Raw genomic sequence first — 21,194 nt, 5'->3', positions numbered from 1 at the left:
CAAGGCGAACACGTCCCCCACACCGCAAACCGAATACTTGCCGGTGTCATGCAAACGCCGCAACTCCTTCTGCTGGCGGTCCGACAGCTTCAGCTTTTATCCGCGCAACATGCCGTTGGCCCAGGTCAACGGCATGCTCTCGTGGGGTCCATGAGGTTGGCGCGATGCCACCCTTGGCACCTGGAACGTATTGCACCCTTGCTCGTTCATTCATGCTGACCACAGGGGGCAACGATGGCCGAGGATCCTGAAACAGAATTTCTGCCGATTGTCGAGGAGACGGTCTCGCTGTCCACACGGAGGGTTGTTACCGGCCGTGTCAGGATCGCCACTCGGACCGAAGAGCTCGACCATGTCCTGCCTGCCGAGTTGTCCAGCGTCGAGGTGGACGTGACCAGGGTATCCGTCGACCGCAAGATCGATGCAATCCCCGATGTCGTGACCGAGGGCGAGCTGACCATCATCCCCGTGGTCGAGGAACGGCTTGTCGTGACACGCGAACTGTATCTGCGAGAAGAGATCCACATTCGCCGTGTCGAACGAACGGAAACCGTTGAAGTCGAAGCGACCACGCGTCGCCAAACTTCCCAGATCGAACGCCTTCCGGCCGATCCGGCCCCCTTCCAAAACAAGGACGATCAAGATGACCTATGACAACCAAGCCGGAACAACCTCTGTCTCCGCCATGTTCGACAGCCAGGCCGAGGCGCAGCGTGCGGTGGATCGGCTGGTTCAGGCCGGCATTCCCTCGGGGCAAATTCGCCAGGTCGCGGGAGGATCGGATGCGGCCGTAACTCAGACCGCGACCGACAATCGCGACAAGGGATTCTGGGACAGTCTCAGCGACTTCTTCTTCCCCGACGAGGACCGCTATGCCTATGCCGAGGGGCTGTCGCGCGGCGGCTATCTGGTCACCGTCACCGGGCTGACAGGCGCCGAATACGACACGGCGCTAGACATTCTAGATGACGAGGGCAGCATCAACCTGGAGGACCGCGAGCAAAGCTGGCGGTCGGAAGGCTGGGGGGGCTACGAGACCAGCTCCTATGCCTCAGGCAGCACGGCCACGACCTATGGGGCGACGGCGGGAACGCGCGACGACCTGGAAAGCCCTTATATCGACAACGAAAGCCTGCGCGACAATGCTGCACTGTCGGGTGATCGGAACCCGCGTGGTGAATATGAGACGATCCCGGTCATTGAGGAACGCATCCGGATCGGCAAGCGCGAAACCGGCCATGGCCGCGTGCGCGTCCGCGCCTATACGGTCGAGGAGCCGGTGAACGAAAGCGTCGAACTGCGCGAAGAGCGCGTCGAGATCGAACGTCGCCCGGTCGATCGTCCTGCTGTGGCGGACCGGGACTACCTGGATCGCACACTTGAAGCTGAGGAATACCGCGAGGAAGCGGTGGTCCAGAAGGAAGCCCGCGTGGTCGAGGAGATCGGGCTGCGCAAGACCAGCGACACGCATACCGAAACCGTCTCGGACACCGTTCGCCGCACCGAGGTCGAGGTGGAGGACAACCGAACCGAACTGGATCGCGACACGCTCACTGGCGGCACTCGCCGCGACGACCTGGACCGGATCTGATCGGAGAAGATTCAATAACAAAAGGCCCCGCTTCGGCGGGGCCTCTTCTTCGTGTTCACGACCGGATATGATGCCTCTGTGATCCGCCCAAACTCTGGAAATATCTCCCGATTTCAAAGCCGGTTACATCAGCAAGCGATGAGCCGATAGCCATCGCTGTCGCACATGCGGCCACACCAATCTAGGAATTCTGATGAAACGCTTTCTGCTGACTGTTTTCCTTTCTGCCTTGCCAATTAACGCCTTCGCAGAAACGTCCGATGCCAGGCTCAATGAACTCTATGGCACCATGAGAACCCGCCTTGGGGATGACGCCGACGCCAAGGACATGCTGGTAGCGACGCAGCGGGCCTGGCTGTCCTTCCGCGACGACGAGTGCCGCTTCAGGGCTTCGGCCATTGAAGGCAGTGCTGCACCGATGGTCTACAACGCATGCATTGATGATCTGACGGAAGAACGCGTGGAGGATTTTCAGCAGTACCTTGATTGCCAGGAAGGGGACCTGGGATGCCCTGTCCCACGCGCTGAATAAGTCTGCGCCACACCGGCAAAGACCCTGCAGGAACTGCCGTTCTTGTACCGGTCAGTTCTGATCCATCTTGGCAATGCGCGCTGAGTGGCAACAGCGCTTGGATCGGCAAAGTGTTGCCGGTCATGTCCAGAACCATGCCCCATGCTGTTGCTCTTGGGAAACACTCTCAAATATGACTTTCTTTATCGTACGTATTGCTCGCAACTGCTTTAGCAAAGGCGGGTTATGGCAGTGCGGAACATGACCGGGAATTTATTGTTTCCCACTTGCGTGAGTAAAAAATGAACAAAAAGAGCATACTACTGGGAAGTGCTGCGATCTTCGCGACCCTGGCGACCACGGCCTTTGCCCAAACCGAGATTTCGACAGGTGCTGACGCAACCGGCATCAGCGCGATCAACGACCGCATCATTGATGTCGAGGATACTGTCCAGGACGACTTCGACCGCGACAATGACGATGCGCGCTTCGGCAACCCGGACCGCCGCGAAGGCCTGTTCGGCTCGGTCGCGCTGACCTATGCCGGCAGCACCGGCAACTCCGAAAGCCAGGACTTCTCGCTGGCAGGTCGCGTGTCGTCCAACCAGGGCCCCTGGCAGCAGTCGGTCGGGATGCTGCTCGAATTCGGTGAAGACGAAGACGGCGACAAGGACAAGGAAGAAGTGTCGACCATCTATGATGGCGCCTACTACTTCAACGACCGTCTCTACGCCTTCGTTCTGGGCCGCTTCAGCATCGACGGTTTGGCCAACGGTGATCGTTTTGGCGAAGATGATCCGGAAGATGTTCGCGAGGATCTAAGCGACTTTGCACGGGACGGCTTCATCGGCGTGGGTCCGGGCTATCGCGTGATCAACACCGAGCAGACTGCATGGCGTGTCCAGGCTGGTATCGGCTATCGCTATACCCAGACGGGTGCCCAGAAGGCTGGGTTCGATTTGATTCCGGATGGTGCTGGCGGCTTTGATCGCGTCGACGTGGACGACTCGTCGGACAGCGGCGTCGGCTACATCGTCTCGTCGCGCTTGTATCACCGCTTCAACGACAGGGTCTTCATCACCAACGACACCGACTACCTGTCGTCGGAAGACTCCGATGACGTGATCACCAACCAGTTTGGCGTGAACTTCCAGATGTCGGACCAACTGGCGACCCGTGTCAGCTACACCACCGAATACCAGGAAAACCGTGAAATTCGCACGGATAACACCCTGGGTGTGTCGGTCGTTTACGGCTTCTGATTTCCCTCAATCAGATGTCTCTCTGGGAAAGGCGATCGAAAGATCGCCTTTCTTGGTTAAAGGACGCTTCCCTGCAAACGGTGGACGCCGTGCAGCTCTCATGTCAGAGTCCATGTCCTGCAGGGGTCGGCAGTTAGGGCCTTACATGATATCAAACTATCAGCGCTCTGCCCGTTAGAGGGCTGTGACCGCCCGATCGATGAACAAAACGTTCGCCTTGGCCGCCTGCGGTTCAATGCTGAAACAGGATCCGCAGTCTAGATCGAGCGTCGCGAGGCCAAAGGCCGCATTTGCGATGATGAACTCTCAGCAATTCGCGGTAAGGCAAAGGCTCTGATAGGCTAGCCATGCAGCGCGACGCCTCTAAACAATCTTTGGCAACATGGAAGATAGACCAGATCAAAGTCGGCAACTGAACCTCTGCCGGTCGATCGCTTATCGTGATCTGCTGATCGCAGCCCTGATGTGTTGGACGACCTTCGCCATCATTGCATGCCTGATGGTCACGGGGCACGCCACCGGCTTGGACACCTGGGGCCTGCTGGTCTTCCGTGATCCTGTAAGCTTGGACCTGCTCGGACCGGAATGGCTCGGAGAAGGGGTGCGGGTCGTGACCGCCCTGGGCGGGTTTTTCCTGCGCAATCTTGTTGCCATCACGGCCATGGCAATCTTGTTGATATTTCAGTTTAGGCGCCGAGCAGCAATGGTTCTGGTCACGATTGCCAGCGGCTGGATGCTGGAACTCATACTGAAGGCATGCTTTGCCCGGCCGCGACCGGATATTGTGCCGCATCTCATGTCCGTCAGCGGTGACAGCTTTCCAAGCGGCCACAGCTTCAACGCCGCTGTTGTCTACCTCAGCCTCGGCTTGACGTTTGCCTCCATGGCTGTGCGACCGGGAAGGTGCTCCATGATCCTCGGTGCAGCCATTGCGGTCAGTGTCCTGATCAGCATGACGCGCATTGCCTTGGGTGTTCATTATCCAACCGACGCCTTGGCGGGCCTGGCAGGGGGTGCAGGTTGGGCCCTCCTGGTGTTTGCGTTATGGGATCGAAATTCCATCAGTTCGCAAACGGCCGAGCCTGCCACTTAACAAAAATTGCTCTGTCCTCGACGCTCTGGCACCGGTCTGAAGTGGTTCGGTCGGCGTTAACGGGCATGATGACATGGTTTCACCCTGATCCCTACATCCTTGTCCTGACCGGCGCAGGCTTTCTGATCGCCCTGGTAGCGTGGCTGCCCTTGGCGTTGAAGCGGTTGCCCTTGTCGCTGCCCATCGTCTGCATTGGCCTGGGGGCGGCGCTGTTTTCGCTGCCGCAGGTAACCCTTGTGCCCTCGCCGCTCGACTATCCCGAGATCACCGAGCGGTTCACCGAATTCGTGGTCATCATCGCCCTGATGGGCGCGGGCCTGAAGCTGGACCGGGTGTTCGGGATGCGCCGCTGGCAGGTGACGTGGCGGCTGATCCTGGTGACGATGCCGCTGAGCATCGGTGCGATCACCCTGCTGTTCGGCGGCGTGGTGGGACTGCCCTGGGTACTGGCGCTGCTTCTGGGCGCGGTGCTGGCACCCACCGATCCGGTGCTGGCCTCAGACGTGCAGGTTGGCCCCCCAAAAAGCGGCGAGGAAGACGAGGTGCGCTTCGGCCTGACCTCGGAAGCCGGCATGAACGACGGGGCGGCCTTTCCCTTTGTCCATTTGGCCATCGTTCTCGCCCTTGCCGGCACCACGGGCGAGCCTTGGGCGGCGAAATGGCTGACCTACCACGTGCTGTGGGAAATCGGTGCGGGCGTTGCAGGCGGCTGGCTGATCGGCCGCGCCTTCGGCTGGGTCACGTTCCGGATCCCGGCTGAGACGAAGCTGGCCCAGACCGGCGATGGCCTGATCGCCCTGGCAGCCACCTTCGTGTCCTACGGGCTGACCGAGATCATCCATTCCTATGGCTTCCTGTCAGTCTTCGTCACGGCGCTGACCTTCCGCCATGCGCATAGAAGCCATGACTTTCATCGAGAAATGCACGACGTCACCGAGCAGGTCGAACGGCTGGCGATGATGGTGCTTCTGCTGCTGTTCGGGGGTGCGCTGGCTGACGGTCTGCTGGCCCCACTGGCATGGACAGACATTGTCGCGGCCGTGGTTATCCTGCTGGTGATCCGGCCCGTTATGGGAGTGATCGGCCTCGCGGGGTTCAAAGCCGCCTGGAGCGAGAAGCTGACAATCGCTTTTTTTGGGATCCGGGGTGTGGGATCGTTCTACTATCTGGCCTATGGCCTCAACCACATGGAGGTCGAGGGTGCCGAACGTTTGTGGGCCATCGTTGGCCTGGTGGTCGTTATCTCGGTCTTCATGCATGGCTTGACGGTCACGCCCCTCATGCGGCTCCTTGATCGCACACACGGCCGCGATCCTGATGCAGAGGCCATTCCCCCGCCCGGTTTGCAGGGCCCGCGCGGCGTGGATGATTGATCGCCACCATGACGACATGGCCCCCTCTGCTGGCGGTGCAGACTGTTCAGAACGCTGGCAACCTGGAATGGCCTTTCTTGTTGGCTTGCTGTTTGTCAAACAAAGGGACTGATGAGCGATCCCGTCATCGGCAATGTCGCAGGAAGATCAGACCGTGACCGACCAGACCACCCGACCGCAGTTCGAGCGCATCATCGCAGGTCTGAGCGAGGGCGTGCTTTTGATCGAACCCGAGGGAGAGATCACCTATGCCAACAGGGCGGCCCTGCGCATGCACGGGGTGAGGGACCTGGAGGCTCTCGGCCTGTCCGTAAAGGCTTATCGGTCAAACTACATTCTGACAAAGCGGGCAAAACGGGGTCATCCCATCGAGCGCGTCATCAAGGGCGAGGTGCTTGATGACGTCGAGGTCCATGTGGCGCGCCGCGACAACCCCGAACAGGACTGGGCACACCGGCTGCGCAGCATGGTGATGAAGGATGCCCAGGGACAACCCGATTACATCGTGGTCATCATCACCGACGTGTCCGAAATGGTGGAGGCCGAAGAGCGGTTCGAGGCGACCTTTGCGGCCAATCCCGCGCCCTCCGTGATCTGCCGACTTGCCGATCAGCGCTTCATCAAGGTCAACGAGGGCTTCCTCGCCATGACCGGCTACAAGCGCGACGCGGTGTTGGGCCGGAGCCTGCATGACATCGACCTTCTCAGGCAGGCCGAGCGGCGCGACCTGGCTCTGGAGCGGCTTCGCCTCTGGGAAACCATTCCGCAGATGGAAGCCAGCCTTGCCGTGCCGGCGGACGGGGAAAAGCTGGTCATTGTGGGAGGTCAGCCCATTGAGATCAGCGATGAGCCGTGCATGCTGTTCACCTTTGCCGATCTTGAACCCCGCCGACGGGCCGAGGCCCGGCTGCGCCATTCCGAAGAACACTTCGTGCGGCTGTTCCAACTGGCACCCGTGCCCCTCAGCGTGTCCTCGGCCAAGGATTACAGGCTGCGCGACATCAACCAGGCCTTTTGCGCCCTGACAGCGATTGCGTCCGAAGAGGCTATCGGTCGCACGGTAAAGGATCTGGATCTCTGGGTCGATGATGAGGAGCAGCGCCGCTTTGAACGCGAACTTGCCAAATCCGGTCAGGTCAGGGGTTTTGAGGCCAAGCTGCGAACAGGGGATGGCAGCCAGTTTGACGCGCTTCTCGCCGCGGATGCGATTACCATCGACGACGAGGCAAGCGTGCTTTGCGCCTTTCAGGACATCAGCGCGCGCAAGCGCTCGGAAACCGAGCTCGTGGCGGCCATTGAGGCGGTGATGAGCGATGCCTCCTGGTTCGCCCAGGCCGTGGTCGAGAAACTGGCCGCGCTGCGCAAGCCCTCCAGCATGGCGGACAATCGCGGTGTTGCGGGCCTGGCCGATCTGACGACGCGCGAGCGCGAGGTTCTTGGCCTTGTCTGCCAGGGCCTCGGCAACGAAGAGATCGGGGCGCGGCTTGCAGTGGCGCCGAACACGATCCGGAACCATCTGGCCGCGCTTTATCGCAAGCTCGGTGTGAACCGCCGCAGCGGGCTGATCGTGTGGGCGCGTGAACGGGGCGTCGCCGAAGGGGACCTGCCGCAGCGAAAAAGGCGCCAAACGCGTCCAAAACAAGGTCAAAACAAACGGCGCGCCTAGTGCATTTACACTAGTTATTTTAGTTGGGAACCATAGTTCATTTACACCGGTTGGCTGCACAGTCCGTCACTGCCGAAAGCAGTGCCGACCCATCATCCAGGAGGTGTATCATGGACAAGGATCGTGTTGCTGGAACCGCCAAGCAGACCAAGGGCGCTGTCAAGGAAACCCTGGGCAATCTGACCGGAGACGCGAAGCTCAAGGCAGAAGGTCAGGCTGACAAGATGGCTGGCAAGGCACAAAATGCTGTCGGCGGCGCCAAGGACGCTGTTCGTGACGCCGTGGATCCCAAGAAGCCTTGAAGGCAGCAACTGCGGAGCGGCGGCATTCGGCCTGAGTGCGCATGTCGTACCGCCAAGGCCGGAATGGCCACGAGGCTGGGCATCCCGGCCCAACGAACAGGAGATTTCCATGACTGATACCGTCCGATCGGACACGCCGCGCGGCCGCGGCGATCATGATGCCCCGCACATGAGCCCTGTCACGCCGGCCGAAGATACCCGGACCATCATGATCAACCAGATCAGCTGGGGCGCGGTTCTGGCCGGGGTGGTGCTGACCCTGGCCATTCAGCTCATCCTGAACCTCATCGGTCTTGGCATTGGCGCGGCGACACTCGATCCGGGTCAAGGAGCCGGAGCAAACCCCGAGGCCTCCACGCTGGGCATCGGCGCAGGTCTGTGGTTTGTCGTGGCCGGCATTGTGGCCTCCTATGTGGGTGGCTTTGCCGCAGGCCGGCTTGGCGGCAAGCCCAAGGAGTCGACGGCAGGCTGGCATGGCTTGACTACCTGGGCGCTCTCGACGCTTCTGATCTTCTATCTGCTGACCTCGACGCTTGGCTCGATCGTGGGTGGTGCCTTCGGAACGCTTGGCAATACCTTGAGCGGTGTCGCAACCACGGTTGGCGGTGCTGCCCAGACGGCGGTCGAGGCTGCGGCCCCGGCAGTTGCAGGAGAGGGTGATTTCAGCGCCATCGAGGATGCCATTCCCGCTGGTGCGGGTGAGGATGCGGCAGCCTTGCGTGATGCAGCCCTGGCCTCTGTGCGCGCCTTGGTCACAGGCGATGAAGCCCAGGCTGACACGGCCCGCGAGGAAGCCGCACAAGCCGTCGCATCGGCGCGCAGCGTTCCGATTGAGGAAGCCCGCAGCCAGGTCGAGGAGTTGGAAGCGCAATACCGCGAAACCGCAGCCAATGTTCGCGAACAAGCCACCGAAGTGGCCGATACTGCCACAACGGCCGTCTCGACAGGCACCTTGCTGGGGGCCCTTGGTCTGGTGATCGGCGCGATTGCCGCCTGGTTTGGCGGTCGTTCCGGCGCGGTGGACCCGACAGTGACAGCGCGTCTGACCACCACGCGGCGCACGACCCGGATGTAACCAACACCCCCTGGCCAGTGACCCTGGCCGGGCCTCTCCCTTTATCTTGCACCTAAAGGACCACACCGATGACTTACCACAGCATCATGGCCTACTTCGACACCCGCGCCGAGGCGGAAACCGCCCGCCAGGCCCTTCTGGCAGACGGGATCGATGCATCGGCGATTTCGCTCTTGCCGGAGCAGGAAACGACCTATCGGCGGGCGGATACGGACACTGCCTATGATTACCGGCGCGACGAAGGGGGGTTCTGGTCTTCTATGGGCAAGTTCCTCCTGCCTGACGAGGACCGCTCCGTTTATGCCGAAGGCATGAGCCGTGGTGGTGTGACCATGGCGATCGATGTCGCCGAGGCTGATTATGACCGGGTGTCGACCATCGTTGAACGCTATGGCTCGGTCGATCTCGATGCCCGTGAAGCCGAATGGCGCAACACAGGTTGGACAGGCTATACAGCGGACAGTTTGACAACAGAAGACACGGTCTCTGGCCTTGCAGGTGATGGCACGGCTCGCCTTGCTGATCGCGATGAGGATGTCATTCCCATTGTCGAAGAACGTCTCCAGGTCGGCAAGCGCGTCGTCCAAGGTGGCCGGGTGCGGGTTCGGGCTTATGTCCGGGAGGTGCCGGTCGAGGTGCCGGTCGAACTGCGCGAGGATCATGTCACCATCGAGCGCCGTCCGGTTGACCGGGCGGTCGAGGCCAATAACGCGGCTCTGTTCCAGGACAAGACCATCGAAGCGGTCGAACACCGCGAGGAGGCGGTGATCGCCAGGGAAGCCCGGGTGGTCGAGGAGATCTCGATCCGCCAGAAGGCCGATGTGCGCCAGGAAACCATCCATGACACGGTACGCCGGACGAAGGTTGAAGTTGAGGACGAGCGTTCACGAGTTGAAGGTGTCGACCCGGACCGGCTGCGGGACGAAACAACGCGCGAGCGCTGAGGCAATCCTGCGGGGAACGTCGCTTATGGCGGCGTTCCCCAGTTTTCTAACCATCCTCAACTGCATAGACAGCGGCCATGACAATCGAGACCCCGGCCAAGGCCTCCCCCCTGCTGCCCGTCCCCGAACTCGAGCGGCGTCTGGCCCAGCAGGCGCTGATTGCCGAGTTCGGTCGCTTCGCGCTCAAGAACCCACCGTTTCAAGCCATGCTGGACGAAGCCTGCCGGATTGCGGCGGACGGGCTCGAAGTGGATTTCGCCAAGGTTCTCGAACCGCTGCCGGGAGAGAATGCCCTTCTTCTGCGCGCGGGCATCGGCTGGAAGCCGGGCCTGGTCGGGCGCGCCCGCATCGGTGCCGATCTTGAAAGCCCGGCGGGCTATGCCTTCAGGACCGCAGAGCCAGTAATTTCCAACCATCTTTCCGACGAGAAGCGTTTCCGTACGCCCAAGCTGATGGCGGATCATGGTGTCAAGCGCGCTATCAATGTGATCATCCAAGGGGAAAGCGACGCCTTTGGTGTGCTCGAAGCCGATAGCCGCGACCCGGGTGCCTTCAGCCCCCATGATATCCATTTTCTCCAGGCGCTCGCCAACACTCTGGGAGTGGCCATCGACAAGGAACGCTCTCGTCTTGAGATTGAGCGGCTTGGTGCGGAGCTTGCAGAGCGCGAGGCGCATCTGCAGCGCGCCGTCGCGCTTAACCCGCAGGTGCCCTGGACTGCCAACGCGGAGGGACGCACCGTCGACGTCAACGAACGCTGGCTTGCTCTGACCGGCCTGACGCGGGAGGAAGTCCTGGGCGAGAGCTGGGTGCAGGCGTCCCACTGCGACGACCGTCCGGCAGTGGGCAAGGCATGGGCAGATGCGGTCGAGAACGGCGGGTTCTACGACATCGAGCATCGCGTCCGCCTTGCCGAGGGCAGCCACCGCTGGATGCGCAGCCATGCTCGGCCATGGCGCGACGCACAGGGCCGGATCGTTCTGTGGTACGGCGCCACCGAGGATATTCACGGGCGCAAGCTGGCAGAGCAGCGTGTGGCACAAAGCGAGGAGCGCCTTGCCGTCGCGATCAATGCGGCGGCGCTTGGACTTTATGACTATGATGTCGCAAGCGGAAGGGTCGAACTGGACGCACGTGTACGCGAGATCTGGGGGATCGAAACAGAGGAGTCTGTCAGTTTCGCGGCCTTTGTTGGCGGCGTGCATCCTGAAGACCAAACGGCCATGCAGGCAAAGATCGACCGCGCCTTCAGTCCCCAGGGCGATGGGCGCTACGCGGCCGAGTACCGCGTCCTTCGCCGCTCCGACGGGGCAACTCGTTGGGTAGCCGCAACGGGACGAGCCGCTGTTGAAAAAGGCCGCCCGGTGCGACTGGTGGGCATCGTTCAGGACATCAGCGCCCGCGTTGCCGCTGAGGAGCGACTGCGCGCTGCGTTGGCTGACAAGGATCTTCTTGCCCGCGAGATCGACCACCGCATCAAGAACAGCCTTTCCATGGTGGGAGGGTTGCTGCTGCTCGAGACCCGGCGCGAAAAGATCGGCCTGCGTGACACACCAGAGCACTTGTCCTGGTAGCCGCGCGGCAATGCCGGCCGCAAAGCAGGAGGCCGCTGCCCCATCCACCGCACCGTTGCCACCATCCGCTACCTCATGCAGGCAGCCGAGCGCTAGGCCGCCTCCGGGCAACCGGCGGTCCAGCTCAGGCAAGCCGAAGGGCAGCACGCCGCGTGTCGGCCCGCCGTCTCCTCCCATCCGCGCGATCTGCTCGCGCAAGGCGGCAACGGCAGGGTTGAAGGACCGGGCAGGCATAAGGGGAATGGCTCCAAGGCAGTGGGGACGAAACAGAGTCGTTCTTGTTTTGTTCCATTCTGCCCGAAACTGTCAATCCGGGGTAGGCCATTGATCTGGGGATATCTTGGTTGCTGCGTTGTCTTAAACTGACAACACGTGCGAAGCAGCGCGACATTCCACATCTCTGGACGGCTCTCCCTGTGCTAACGTTTGCCCCGCGGCATCTGTCCGCCACTGACGTGATGGTTAACCAGGCTTTGGAACGAGGCTTTCATGAGGATCGCATATCTCGGCGCAGCCGCTTGGATCCTGTGCAGCACAATCGCCCATGCCGGCGGTGTGGAGCGGAGCAACCAGTTTCTCGGTCCTTTGTTTGAGCCGGGCCATTATCTCGAACTGCGGTATGGCCATGTCTCGCCCAGCATCACAGGAACAGATTTGCCCCTTGGACCTTACCCCGGTGGTGAACGCACGGGCGATGTTGCGGCTTCCTACAACAGCTTCGGCTTCGCTTATAAGCACCAGTTCGATGAGTTCTGGTCAGCAGCCATCATTATGGACCAGCCCTTCGGGGCTGATCTCGCTTATCCCACCAGCGGCTCCCTCAACCTTGGTGGAACCGGAGTGGTCATCAACAACACCGACCTGACCGGCATCATTCGCTTTGCTGTTCCAGAAAGCGGCTTCGGTGTTCACGCAGGTCTCCGCAGTGCGCGCACAGATGGACACGTGAGCTTGAGCGGCGCGTCTTTCGGTCCCGTAAACGGGTACCGTGTCGATGTGGACAGGGATACCGCCTATGGGTGGCTCGCCGGGGTGTCTTGGGAAAGACCTGACATCGCCGCGCGTGTATCCTTGACCTATAATGCGGTGATCGAACATGACTTCGACATTTCTGAGAGCGGTCCTCTCGTGGATCCCGATGGCCCAGGTCCAGCACCGGCCTTGCCGCTCCTGGATGGGCGTTCCTCTCTGACGGTCAAGACGCCGAAATCCTGGAACCTGGAGTTTCAGACCGGCATCGATCCCGAGACGCTTATCTTCGGTGGGGTTCGCTGGGTGGATTGGTCAGGCTTCCGCGTGGATCCTGAAAGGCTTGTCGAAGTAACGGGTAGCGGCCTTGTCGATCTCGACGACACCACTACCTTCACCATCGGCGTTGGCCGCAAGTTCACCGACACCTGGTCTGGCGCGGCAAGCTTCACCTATGAGAAATCCGGCAATGAGCTTGTCTCGCCGCTGGCACCAGTCAACGGCCAAAAGGGTATCAGCGTGGCGGCAACCTACACGCAGGACAGGATCAAGATCACCACAGGGGTCAGTTACATCAAGCTGGGGGATGCCCTTCCCGAGACCGGCACGCCCGACACGGCTCGCGCCGAGATAGAAGGCAGCCACGCATGGGGCGTGGGAGTAAGGGTCGGTTACAGCTTTTGAGGGCAAGGTGCTGGCTTTGGATGCCCTGTCCGAACATCCAAACGATCAGCCTCGGCTTTTGGCCAGCTCGGCCGATCCTCACGAGGAACCTGTCGGGTGATGCCTTCCAGAACAGGATGTGCCGAGCGCCAGGAGAGCTGGCACCACGGCGTCTTACGGAGCTGCAGTTGCTTACGCTGGCAACCTTCAGGGCGTAGCTCGGCCTTCTCGAATAACAAGGCGCTCTTAGTCTAGCCCCACCTTTGCTTTCAGCGCATCGATGCGCTTTGAGGCCTCTGCCTTGCTGATGGTTTCGTCAAAGGCGTCGGGATCGTCCGCCTGTTCGCTCAGTGTCTTGAGATAGGACGCCTGCGCGCCGGTCATCGGGTCTTCGCCGCTGACCCAGATGTCGGGATCTTTCTCGGCATTGTCGGTGGGATGGGATTTCGGGTTTTCATCGGCCATGGGGAACTGCCTTCTACAGGATGCTGCAATGAAACACGCATCAGATGTTCCGGTTCCGTTCGCATTTACCCAGAAGCCGGGGAGAGAAGAGCAACAGGCCTATCTCACTGTGTGGGCTCGCAGTAAAGCTGTCATCATGGGTAGACGGACAAGACCGATCCCTTGATGAGGATAAGACCATCCCCCTCAGCGGACTACCGGTGTCCCGGCCGCTTCGGAGGCGATGCTCCATTTCCGATGTTCGACAGGAAAAAGCGGCGACGCCCAGGGAGGAGGAGGGGCGCCGCCGCGGAACGCTGGCCCAGGGAGGAGGGAGGGGCCGCGTTTGGGGTGCGGCAAGGCCAAGGGAGGAGAAGGGCCGTTGCCGCCAACGAACGGACCATTGGGAGGAGGAGGGGTCCGTCGCATCGGGTGCCGCGGAACAGAGCGGCTATATGGCGGCGACATCCTCTGGCAGAAGAATGCCACCAGTCCCGGCCCCAGGGAGGAGAGGGCGGGAAGGTCTATATCTTATTTCGTGCCCCAGGCCGCTTCATGGGCCAGACGACCGATCATCGCGCGGTTGATGCCCAGATCGGCCAGGTCGCGGTTGGTCAGCACGTTCAGCTCGTGGACCGTCTGGCGATAGATTGCGCGGCGGGCACGGTTTTCCTGCATGTGCTGGATCGCAGCCAACAGACGGCCGGCGATGCCAGTGCTGGCAGCGGCGTTGTAGGTGTGGGTGCGTATTCCACGGCATCCGACCGCTTATTCCAGCAACATCCGACCAGCTGTTCCACGATCATCCGACCGGTCGGCGGTAGCGGTCTGAGGCAAAGTCTTCATTGTTGATCCGGGTGCATCCGGTCAAGGGTGATGTTGGGGCGGAGGGTTGTCCACGGGAGGGTCCCGCGCGCCCGGCGCCGCGCCCGCCAGGAGGCTGGCGGTGTCGGGCGCGTGGGAGGGACCATTGGGCAACCCGGGGTCGAGGTCCTGCTCATTGGCTGGCCTCGGGGCGGTTGTCGATGCCGGTCTTGCGCAGCGACGGACCATCCAGGGGAATGCGATAGGCATTGTGAACCAGCCTGTCGAGGATGGCGTCGGCGAAGGTGGGCTCACCGATGACATCGTGCCAGGTCTCCACGGGGAGCTGACTGGTGACGATGGTTGAGCGGCGGCCGTAGCGCTCCTCCACGATCTCCATCAGGTCGCGGCGCTGCGTAGCGGTCAGGCGGTCGGGACCCCAGTCGTCGAGGATCAGAAGATCCACACGCGCGATCTTGCGGAACAGCCGGTCGAAGCGCCCGTCGCCGCGCGCCAGCTCGAGGTCGGAGAAGAGCCGCGGCAGCCGGTGGTAAAGAACGGTGCGGTCCGCGCGGCTGGCCCCGTGGCCGAGTGCGCAGGCCAACCACGACTTGCCGACCCCGCAGGGCCCGGTGATCAGGACGGATCTGTTCTCTTCGACGCGGATGAGTTGAACAATCTGCTGAATGTCAGTGCGCGAATCTCGGGCCTGACTCCCAGCATGGCGCACGTCAACCACATCCACGGCCGGTTCAACGACGATGGCACGATAAGGAATTCCGAGGTTCCGACCCCCGATGCCGACACCGACGGAGACGGGTTTGTCGAGGTCCTGGAAGGTTTGCCCGCATACGGTGACATCCTGCTCTCTCTGGAGCCGGCACTCGCCGGCATGAATCCCCGTCCTTCCATGGTCCATACCGGGCCTATATCAGATGCCGAAGGCAACCTTGCTTACGACCTGTCCTTTGATCTTTCTAACGACTCGATCTTCTTCAGCCCAGTTTCTGGCACTTCTTACACGTCAGAGGACATTTTCCCGCTCGATCTGCGCGAATACGTCATCCACGGCATGTTCGTGCCCGGTGGTGTAAACGACGACCTGACCAACGGAGGCTATCTTGCCACTCTGCCTGTCGCTGCGGCTGAGCTTCAGACCCTCGCACCTATACCCCTTCCAGCAGGCGGCCTGCTGCTGGTCAGCGGTCTGGGTGCCTTCGGTATTGCCCGCCGGTTGCGCAAGGCAGGAAGTTAAACGGATACATTCAGGGCGCATTCACACTGCGGACAGACGAAGCCCTCCCCGCACGCTTGATCCTGCGGGGAGGCCTTTTCTGCAATGCCGATCTCTGGTGTCCGAGCCCCAGGAAGACAGGCGGTGGGCCAACTGGGATCTGTCGCAAGCTTTGGCAGCAGTAACAGCACAGGGTGAAGCTCTGCGACTTCTTCCTGGTTGCACAGGCATTGTTGAGGATCCGCCGCCGACACACCGCGCAATAGCTTAGGCGGACGTCAACTGCCGATCAATGTCCTGATGCAGGTCCTCGAGTTCTGCCATACTGAGGGAGATGCGTTGCGAGACATCCTTGGCCTCCTCCCTGGTCAGCGCAAACTGATCGGCATGAGCACGACAAAGCAGAAGCGTCGTATGGGCCGAGGCCAGATAGTCTCGAAGCATCGTCGCCGTCATCGTCCGTCGCATCGCAGCAGTCACTCCCGGATCATATTGATAGGCAAGTAATCGCCTATATCAGTAAATAAAGTGTGAGGCAAGGAACTATTCTCAACCTATGATTGCATAGTTTCCTGACGTCGATAGCTCAGTTTAACCGCTCATGAACAACATCCCTACCGGGTAAGGCGTCCTGCCTAACCTCGAAGCGTCCGCTCCTTATTGGACCATAACGGCTTTCAGACTACGGACTTTTGGGAGGCTGCCCGCCTGAAACTGGACCCAGAGGGTTCAGGTCCCTCGGTCATGAAAAGGCCCGCCACAAGGGCGGGCTAGGCGAGCAGGCAGACAGTTGTCGGTGGGTAGAGCGCTTGCGGGGCTTGGCCGCAGCGCTTCAAGCGACCGGGTTCAGGCGGTGCGCTGACGCTTGGCGCGCAAACCACCCAACACACCCATGCCGCCGAGCAGCAGCAGGGCCGAGGCGGGCAGGGGAACGGGAGCCGGGGTTTCTTCAAGTGTGAACGAGGCACCGGTCGTGGTTTGCGTTCCAAAGCCAAGCCTCAGCGCGTCTTTCAGCGTATAGCTCAGTTTGTAGCCCTCGGAAAAATCGATAATGCCCGATCCGGATGTCCAGGCCAGCACTCCACCAGACACCGAACCAAGCAGGGTGATGAACCCCGCATAGCCCGAAGCACTGCTCGAGGCCGGCGAGGGAGAAGAAAAGTTCAGGGTCGCGTTCACGCTGTACTTGCCCGCACCCGTCGCCCAGCGGCTGGTGGTCAGCACTCGCTAGTCGAAGAGATCAGAAAGGCTTGCTGTTTCCCCTGCAGTGTTCAGATCGAAGCTGCCGCCCTTGATTGAACCCTTGAGTTTGCAGTCGCCTGGGAAGCAGAAGTCGCCCCCGGAAACGGTAACATCGCCTGCATCGATGGTGAAGGTGGCAGCGGACGCGATGCTGACGCTGAGCGCAGTCGCAAGAGAAGCAGCGGTAAGGACTTTGCAGAAACTCATGACAAACCTTCAGGCGCAAGGAAATGGGAACAAGATCGACAGCCAACACGGATGCCGTAAGGCTTCATGTACAAGCAATATGGGGTCTAACGCATCGTGTTTTTTGTCCAGACTGATTAATTTGACCAAAAGAACAGGTCGTTAACTAAAAAGGGTCAAACGACATTATGTCGCTTTGTTTTGCACCATGGCACGCACCAGCTATGTGGTAAGCGCACGCACCACGGCGTCGGTCACCGCCACATGGCCTGATTTTGCTCCGCTGTTGAGACCACCTTCATCAGAACCGATTTGGATCGGCAACTTTGTCAGATTTGTCCATAAAAGGATCCGTCTGGGACAATCAGTGCTGTCCTTGCAGCCTGCCTGGTGCGTCATGCTGAGTGAGCAGAACGATCTCGCGAAGGCAATGCTGATATCAGCGGTTCCGCCATATCAGACCGCCTGCGGCCTCGTCAGCCTCTGCCCAGGTCGGCAGCAATCCTGGCCAGCGTCCCTATGATATGGTTAGCAGAATAGGGCTTGGGAAAAAACCGGGCGCCGTCAGGCAGGGTGTCCTTGGTCAAACCCACAATTCCCGAGGTAACCAAAATTACTGTGGGAGGCCATTGGTCGCGAACACGGGCGGCAAGATCAATCCCGTTCATGGAGCCTGGCATGTCGATGTCGGTGAACAATACCCTGATATCATCATGTCGCTCCATCAGGGCAAGAGCAGTTCCGGCAGAGCGCGCCTGATACGTCCTGAACCCTGCATCCTCGATCATGTCGACAGCATCCATGAGCAGCAGCGGCTCATCTTCCACCACGAGGATGGCAAACGAATTCTGGTCGTGAAATTCCATGGCGTCCGAGATGTTCTGCTTTGTATGGCTGGTACTAGAGGGTGAGGCCTTCCAACGGCGCCGTAAGACTGAAGCGCAAACCCGCGCTGTCATAGACCAGTTCCGCCTCGCCGCCGAAATAGCCGGCGAGCGCCTGTTCTATCATACGGCTCCCGAAGCCGCGCCGCGTCGGTGCCTCGACCGGTGGGCCACCGCTTTCACGCCATTCGAAGTGGAACAGCTCCTGTCCTTGCCGCTTCTCGATGCTCCACTCGATCCTGACCTTGCCCTTGAAAACCGACAGGGCGCCATATTTGCTGGCATTCGTTGCCAGCTCGTGCAGGGCCATGGTCAGGGCCAATGCCTGCTTCGATCCGATTGGCAGGTCGGGCCCGGTGATGGTGAAATGGCCTTCCTCCGAGCGATGGGGGGCCAAGGCCGCTTCCACAGCTTCGGTGATACGGGTTTCGCTCCAAGTCGCGTTGATCAGCCGGTCATGCGCGTCGGCCATCATGCCGATCCTGGACTGGATCGCCGCGCGTGCCTCAGTTAAACTGTCCGCGTGCCGCAGGGTCTGAGAGACCATGACGTTCACCATGGCCAAGGTGTTCTTCACCCGGTGATTCATCTCGCCCAGCATCAGTTGGCGCTGCTCTTCGGCGATCTTGATCTCGTGGATGTCGGTGCAGGTTCCGTACCACCGCAGGATGGTGCCGTTCTTGTCACGCAAGGGCTGCGCCCGCCCCAGGACCCAGCGATAGGTTCCGGAACGGTGGCGCAGGCGGTATTCGATCTCATAGGGTTCGCCCGTCTCCAGGCTGTGGCGCCAGCGCTGCCAGGCCATCTCCTGATCCTGCGGATGGAACATGCCGTTCCAGGCTACTCCATCAGTCGAGCCTGCGGGAACGCCGGTGAACGCGTACCAGCGATCATTGTAGTAGTCATGATAGCCATCAGGCCGGGTCGACCAGATCATCTGGTCCACGAAATTGGCGATGGCTTGAAACTTTGCTTCACTTTCGAAGAGTTGGACCTCGCGCAGCTGGAGTTCTTCCAGCCTCTTGCGGGCTTCGTGCTGTCGACGCCTGGCCTTGAGAGCCGAGCGGAGCGAGCGGACCAGTTCCTCGGTATGCAACGGGCGCGACAGCAGGATGGCGTTGCCCAGATCATCCATCCGGCGTGTGGCGGCATCAGACCGGCTGTTGGCCCCGTTCGCAAGCACCACGAACGGTAAATCAGACCAGGCCGGCTGCGCGGCAAGCGCCTGGTGCAGGGCTTCGCTTCCTGGCCCGTTCAGGGCTTCCTCGGTGATCAGGACCGCCCCGACCCTCGCCTCGACCAGCTCAGCCACTTGGTGGAGCGAGGAGGCCACGACGGCCGCAATGCCGGCGTTCTCCAGAACCTGCCGGGCGACCTCGCTGTCGCGGCCGCGAGGGGCGAGGATTGCCACCGCGGCTTCGGGATCAGACAGCGCATCACGTGCCTCCCCGGGACAAGCCATGGCACCTCTCACTGCGCGCTCGCCTCTTCCGCGGGATTGAGCGGCAGGAGGCTACGGTCCGTCGCCGTATAAACCGGCGCTCCGGACAGAATTCCCGAGAAGCTGCGGATCGGTTCGCCGATGGCAATACCATGCCCGTCGATGCCCAGCTCGCGGATGCTGCGTTCATGGTTCGAGGTACGAGTCTTGATGACCGCGATGGATTTGCGAACAACCCCTTCCGCTTCAAAGAACCGCAACATCACAACCGTATCGGCAAGATAGCTGATGTCGATGTCCGATCGAAGCTCGCCCATCACCCCATGCTGCCCAAGGATCATCAGGGAGATGACCCCTTGTTGGGCAAGGTAGGTCAAAAGCTCATGCATCTGCAGGATAAGATAGTTGTCGCTGGGCATGGCATGCAGATAAGCGTTCAAGCTGTCGATCACGACAATGCCCGCGCCGTCCTCCTCGACCGCGGACTGCACCGCACTCGCAAATTCTCCCGGCGAGAGTTCCGCTGGGTCGATCTGACGAAGCTCGAGGCGACCGTCGTCAATAAAGGGCTGCAGATCCATGCCAAGGGCCTTGGACCGGATCAACAGCGTGGCCAGGCGTTCGTCGAACAGGAAATAAGCCGCCTTTTGGCCCCGCTCGAGTGCGGCAATCATGCAGTGGATCGCGGTTGTGGTTTTGCCGACACCTGCGGGCCCTGCCAGCAGCGTGTTGGTGCCGGGAAACAGACCCTCACCCAGAAGCGCATCCAGTTCAAGCAGACCGGTTGTTACAGGATCGGCGGGAAAGCTGCGATGATGATCCGCCGCAATCAGGCGCGGATAAACGCAGATGCCGCCACGCTCGATGGTGAAGTCATGATAGCCGCCGTAATACTTCAGGCCGCGCATCTTGACGACCCGGAGCCGCCGCCGCTCCGAACCAAAGTCGTTGGCCGTCTGCTCAAGCGAGATGACGCCGTGGGCGATAGAATGCAGCTGCAGATCGCCCGGCTCGGCGGTGCGGTCGTCCAGCATGAGCACGGTGCAGTTCCGCTTGGCAAAGAAGTGCTTGAGCGCGAGGATCTGCCTGCGGTAGCGCAGGGGGTTTTGTGCCAGCAGCCGCAACTCTGATAGACTGTCGAGCACAACCCGGGCCGGACTGACCTTCTCGACCAGATCCATGACGTTCCGGACCGTCTCGCCCAGTTCGACTTCGCTGGGGTGGAGCAGGGTTTGTTCGTGATCCAAGCCAAATTCGTCGGCCGCGACCATTTCATACAGTCTGATCCCGTCCAGCGTCCAGCCATGGGATTGGGCCACAGCCGTCAGTTCGTTGACCGTCTCCGACAAGGTGATGTAGAGGCTTGCTTCCCCTTTCTCGCGCCCGTCCAGCAGGAACTTGAGCGCCAGAGTTGTCTTGCCCGAGCCGGGTGTGCCTTCGACCAGATAAAGCCGATGCGCGGGCATGCCGCCCCGAAGGACATGATCCAGGCCGCGGGTTCCGGTGCTGATCAGAAGCTGAAAGTCCGTCTGAACCTTTTCGTGCATTCCCGTGGTCCTTGCCTCGCAACCCTCTGATGCACCGTACATGACAGGGGACATTCGTCGTTATCGCTGTCTAATGCAGGAAAATGACGGTGAACAACATAATTATGACAACGTCTGCGGGGTTGTGCTGCGCGACAAACAGGATGAGATTCGTATTGCCGCACCGCATTGCCTCGCCAGAATTGTTCCCCGCAGATGACTTGTTGCGTCACTAGAAATGTTCCCGGAGCAATTCCGTTCAGGGGCGAGCGATCGCGGCCGAGCATCGCCTCAGTCTTGGTCTTCGGCATCTTGGCCTGCAACATACGCGCAATCACGCGGCGTTCGTCCAGCGTCAGGTTGGTGAAAGGGCGCCTCATCACATGCTCCTGAATAGCTTCAGGAAACTA

22 protein-coding genes and 1 pseudogene are annotated in these 21,194 nt (G+C 60.8%); 13 read left to right on the top strand and 10 right to left on the bottom strand.

The annotated features are described in order from the left end of the window. The first annotated feature begins 234 nt into the window (after nt 1–234). From ACFOM8_RS18625 to ACFOM8_RS18570, 12 genes are all read left to right on the top strand, one after another. Nucleotides 235–654, top strand: coding sequence for a YsnF/AvaK domain-containing protein (locus tag ACFOM8_RS18625; protein ID WP_377763719.1), 420 nt, complete (start codon nt 235–237; stop codon nt 652–654). Beyond that, nucleotides 644–1,591, top strand: coding sequence for a DUF2382 domain-containing protein (locus ACFOM8_RS18620; RefSeq protein WP_377763718.1), 948 nt, complete (start codon nt 644–646; stop codon nt 1,589–1,591). Before ACFOM8_RS18625 ends, ACFOM8_RS18620 begins: the two co-directional genes overlap by 11 nt. A 193-nt stretch (nt 1,592–1,784) precedes the next feature. Next, entirely contained in the window at nt 1,785–2,123 is a 339-nt protein-coding gene (locus tag ACFOM8_RS18615) for a lysozyme inhibitor LprI family protein (protein ID WP_377763716.1), read from the top strand. 281 nt (nt 2,124–2,404) lie between these two features. After that, nucleotides 2,405–3,364 (top strand): DUF481 domain-containing protein, encoded by a 960-nt coding sequence (locus tag ACFOM8_RS18610; RefSeq protein WP_377763715.1) that lies wholly within the window; start codon nt 2,405–2,407, stop codon nt 3,362–3,364. 382 nt (nt 3,365–3,746) lie between these two features. Beyond that, the gene (locus ACFOM8_RS18605) at nt 3,747–4,457 is read left to right on the top strand and encodes a phosphatase PAP2 family protein (RefSeq protein ID WP_377763713.1); all 711 of its coding nucleotides are present in this window, start codon (nt 3,747–3,749) and stop codon (nt 4,455–4,457) included. After that, complete coding sequence (locus ACFOM8_RS18600; RefSeq protein ID WP_377763712.1) at nt 4,409–5,830, top strand: cation:proton antiporter; 1,422 nt, start codon at nt 4,409–4,411, stop codon at nt 5,828–5,830. The genes ACFOM8_RS18605 and ACFOM8_RS18600 overlap by 49 nt, the downstream gene beginning before the upstream one ends. Before the next feature lie 154 nt (nt 5,831–5,984). After that, a complete protein-coding gene (locus ACFOM8_RS18595; RefSeq protein WP_377763711.1) occupies nt 5,985–7,496 on the top strand; it encodes a helix-turn-helix transcriptional regulator in 1,512 nt (503 codons plus the stop codon). A gap of 110 nt (nt 7,497–7,606) precedes the next feature. Further along, the gene (locus tag ACFOM8_RS18590; RefSeq protein ID WP_377763709.1) at nt 7,607–7,798 is read left to right on the top strand and encodes a CsbD family protein; all 192 of its coding nucleotides are present in this window, start codon (nt 7,607–7,609) and stop codon (nt 7,796–7,798) included. A gap of 109 nt (nt 7,799–7,907) precedes the next feature. Next, the gene (locus ACFOM8_RS18585; protein WP_377763708.1) at nt 7,908–8,873 is read left to right on the top strand and encodes a PhnA-like protein; all 966 of its coding nucleotides are present in this window, start codon (nt 7,908–7,910) and stop codon (nt 8,871–8,873) included. A 68-nt stretch (nt 8,874–8,941) separates the two neighbouring features. Then, entirely contained in the window at nt 8,942–9,817 is an 876-nt protein-coding gene (locus ACFOM8_RS18580; protein ID WP_377763706.1) for a YsnF/AvaK domain-containing protein, read from the top strand. 77 nt (nt 9,818–9,894) lie between these two features. After that, entirely contained in the window at nt 9,895–11,391 is a 1,497-nt protein-coding gene (locus ACFOM8_RS18575) for a PAS domain-containing protein (protein WP_377763705.1), read from the top strand. A 489-nt stretch (nt 11,392–11,880) separates the two neighbouring features. Beyond that, nucleotides 11,881–13,044, top strand: a complete 1,164-nt coding sequence (locus tag ACFOM8_RS18570) for an OmpP1/FadL family transporter (RefSeq protein WP_377763704.1) — start codon at nt 11,881–11,883, stop codon at nt 13,042–13,044. 225 nt (nt 13,045–13,269) lie between these two features. Here ACFOM8_RS18570 and ACFOM8_RS18565 read toward each other — a convergent pair whose 3' ends face one another. The 3 genes from ACFOM8_RS18565 to ACFOM8_RS18555 form a co-directional block, all read right to left on the bottom strand. Continuing rightward, nucleotides 13,270–13,488, bottom strand: coding sequence for a DUF3072 domain-containing protein (locus ACFOM8_RS18565; protein WP_377763702.1), 219 nt, complete (start codon nt 13,486–13,488; stop codon nt 13,270–13,272). Nucleotides 13,489–13,998: 510 nt separating this feature from the next. Further along, nucleotides 13,999–14,145 (bottom strand): DUF1127 domain-containing protein, encoded by a 147-nt coding sequence (locus tag ACFOM8_RS18560; RefSeq protein ID WP_377763701.1) that lies wholly within the window; start codon nt 14,143–14,145, stop codon nt 13,999–14,001. A gap of 319 nt (nt 14,146–14,464) precedes the next feature. Beyond that, nucleotides 14,465–15,001, bottom strand: a complete 537-nt coding sequence (locus ACFOM8_RS18555) for an ATP-binding protein (protein WP_377763731.1) — start codon at nt 14,999–15,001, stop codon at nt 14,465–14,467. Between ACFOM8_RS18555 and ACFOM8_RS18550 the strand changes: the two genes are divergently transcribed. Next, nucleotides 14,993–15,526 carry a VPLPA-CTERM sorting domain-containing protein gene (locus tag ACFOM8_RS18550; protein ID WP_377763699.1) on the top strand — a complete coding sequence of 178 codons (534 nt, stop codon included), beginning with the start codon at nt 14,993–14,995 and terminating at the stop codon, nt 15,524–15,526. The two genes, ACFOM8_RS18555 and ACFOM8_RS18550, sit on opposite strands and share 9 nt — an antisense overlap. Before the next feature lie 246 nt (nt 15,527–15,772). Here the strand turns inward: ACFOM8_RS18550 and ACFOM8_RS18545 are convergent, their stop codons facing one another. The 7 genes and pseudogenes from ACFOM8_RS18545 to ACFOM8_RS23130 form a co-directional block, all read right to left on the bottom strand. Next, nucleotides 15,773–15,961 (bottom strand): hypothetical protein, encoded by a 189-nt coding sequence (locus tag ACFOM8_RS18545; RefSeq protein WP_188716658.1) that lies wholly within the window; start codon nt 15,959–15,961, stop codon nt 15,773–15,775. A 390-nt stretch (nt 15,962–16,351) separates the two neighbouring features. Next, nucleotides 16,352–16,729: a VPLPA-CTERM sorting domain-containing protein gene (locus ACFOM8_RS18540; RefSeq protein ID WP_377763698.1), complete on the bottom strand. Its 378-nt coding sequence runs from the start codon at nt 16,727–16,729 to the stop codon at nt 16,352–16,354. A 3-nt stretch (nt 16,730–16,732) separates the two neighbouring features. Then, a complete protein-coding gene (locus ACFOM8_RS18535) occupies nt 16,733–16,954 on the bottom strand; it encodes a hypothetical protein (RefSeq protein WP_377763696.1) in 222 nt (73 codons plus the stop codon). A gap of 455 nt (nt 16,955–17,409) precedes the next feature. After that, a complete protein-coding gene (locus tag ACFOM8_RS18530; RefSeq protein WP_188716661.1) occupies nt 17,410–17,799 on the bottom strand; it encodes a response regulator in 390 nt (129 codons plus the stop codon). A gap of 34 nt (nt 17,800–17,833) precedes the next feature. Further along, nucleotides 17,834–19,228 carry a sensor histidine kinase gene (locus ACFOM8_RS18525; RefSeq protein WP_377763695.1) on the bottom strand — a complete coding sequence of 465 codons (1,395 nt, stop codon included), beginning with the start codon at nt 19,226–19,228 and terminating at the stop codon, nt 17,834–17,836. Nucleotides 19,229–19,287: 59 nt separating this feature from the next. After that, complete coding sequence (locus tag ACFOM8_RS18520; RefSeq protein WP_377763693.1) at nt 19,288–20,805, bottom strand: ATPase domain-containing protein; 1,518 nt, start codon at nt 20,803–20,805, stop codon at nt 19,288–19,290. 241 nt (nt 20,806–21,046) lie between these two features. Further along, nucleotides 21,047–21,164 (bottom strand): annotated as a pseudogene (locus ACFOM8_RS23130) (IS30 family transposase); the annotation flags it as partial. Nucleotides 21,165–21,194 lie beyond the last annotated feature (30 nt).

Source organism: Paracoccus angustae (assembly GCF_042648745.1).
Taxonomy (GTDB): domain Bacteria; phylum Pseudomonadota; class Alphaproteobacteria; order Rhodobacterales; family Rhodobacteraceae; genus Paracoccus; species Paracoccus angustae.
The sequence above is the reverse complement of the archived record's forward strand: the minus strand, read 5'-3'. Positions and strand labels throughout refer to the sequence as shown.

Excerpts from the sequence above, each read along its gene's own strand:
- ACFOM8_RS18625 (WP_377763719.1), top strand. The coding sequence starts at position 235 with ATGGCCGAGGATCCTGAAACAGAATTTCTGCCGATTGTCGAGGAGACG.
- ACFOM8_RS18535 (WP_377763696.1), bottom strand. The coding sequence starts at position 16,954 with ATGAGTTTCTGCAAAGTCCTTACCGCTGCTTCTCTTGCGACTGCGCTC.
- ACFOM8_RS18570 (WP_377763704.1), top strand. The coding sequence starts at position 11,881 with ATGAGGATCGCATATCTCGGCGCAGCCGCTTGGATCCTGTGCAGCACA.
- ACFOM8_RS18545 (WP_188716658.1), bottom strand. The coding sequence starts at position 15,961 with ATGACGGCGACGATGCTTCGAGACTATCTGGCCTCGGCCCATACGACG.
- ACFOM8_RS18620 (WP_377763718.1), top strand. The coding sequence starts at position 644 with ATGACCTATGACAACCAAGCCGGAACAACCTCTGTCTCCGCCATGTTC.
- ACFOM8_RS18585 (WP_377763708.1), top strand. The coding sequence starts at position 7,908 with ATGACTGATACCGTCCGATCGGACACGCCGCGCGGCCGCGGCGATCAT.
- ACFOM8_RS18600 (WP_377763712.1), top strand. The coding sequence starts at position 4,409 with ATGGGATCGAAATTCCATCAGTTCGCAAACGGCCGAGCCTGCCACTTA.
- ACFOM8_RS18550 (WP_377763699.1), top strand. The coding sequence starts at position 14,993 with ATGGCGCACGTCAACCACATCCACGGCCGGTTCAACGACGATGGCACG.
- ACFOM8_RS18610 (WP_377763715.1), top strand. The coding sequence starts at position 2,405 with ATGAACAAAAAGAGCATACTACTGGGAAGTGCTGCGATCTTCGCGACC.
- ACFOM8_RS18575 (WP_377763705.1), top strand. The coding sequence starts at position 9,895 with ATGACAATCGAGACCCCGGCCAAGGCCTCCCCCCTGCTGCCCGTCCCC.
- ACFOM8_RS18560 (WP_377763701.1), bottom strand. The coding sequence starts at position 14,145 with ATGCAGGAAAACCGTGCCCGCCGCGCAATCTATCGCCAGACGGTCCAC.
- ACFOM8_RS18530 (WP_188716661.1), bottom strand. The coding sequence starts at position 17,799 with ATGGAATTTCACGACCAGAATTCGTTTGCCATCCTCGTGGTGGAAGAT.
- ACFOM8_RS18580 (WP_377763706.1), top strand. The coding sequence starts at position 8,942 with ATGACTTACCACAGCATCATGGCCTACTTCGACACCCGCGCCGAGGCG.
- ACFOM8_RS18590 (WP_377763709.1), top strand. The coding sequence starts at position 7,607 with ATGGACAAGGATCGTGTTGCTGGAACCGCCAAGCAGACCAAGGGCGCT.
- ACFOM8_RS18615 (WP_377763716.1), top strand. The coding sequence starts at position 1,785 with ATGAAACGCTTTCTGCTGACTGTTTTCCTTTCTGCCTTGCCAATTAAC.
- ACFOM8_RS18565 (WP_377763702.1), bottom strand. The coding sequence starts at position 13,488 with ATGGCCGATGAAAACCCGAAATCCCATCCCACCGACAATGCCGAGAAA.
- ACFOM8_RS18520 (WP_377763693.1), bottom strand. The coding sequence starts at position 20,805 with ATGCACGAAAAGGTTCAGACGGACTTTCAGCTTCTGATCAGCACCGGA.
- ACFOM8_RS18605 (WP_377763713.1), top strand. The coding sequence starts at position 3,747 with ATGGAAGATAGACCAGATCAAAGTCGGCAACTGAACCTCTGCCGGTCG.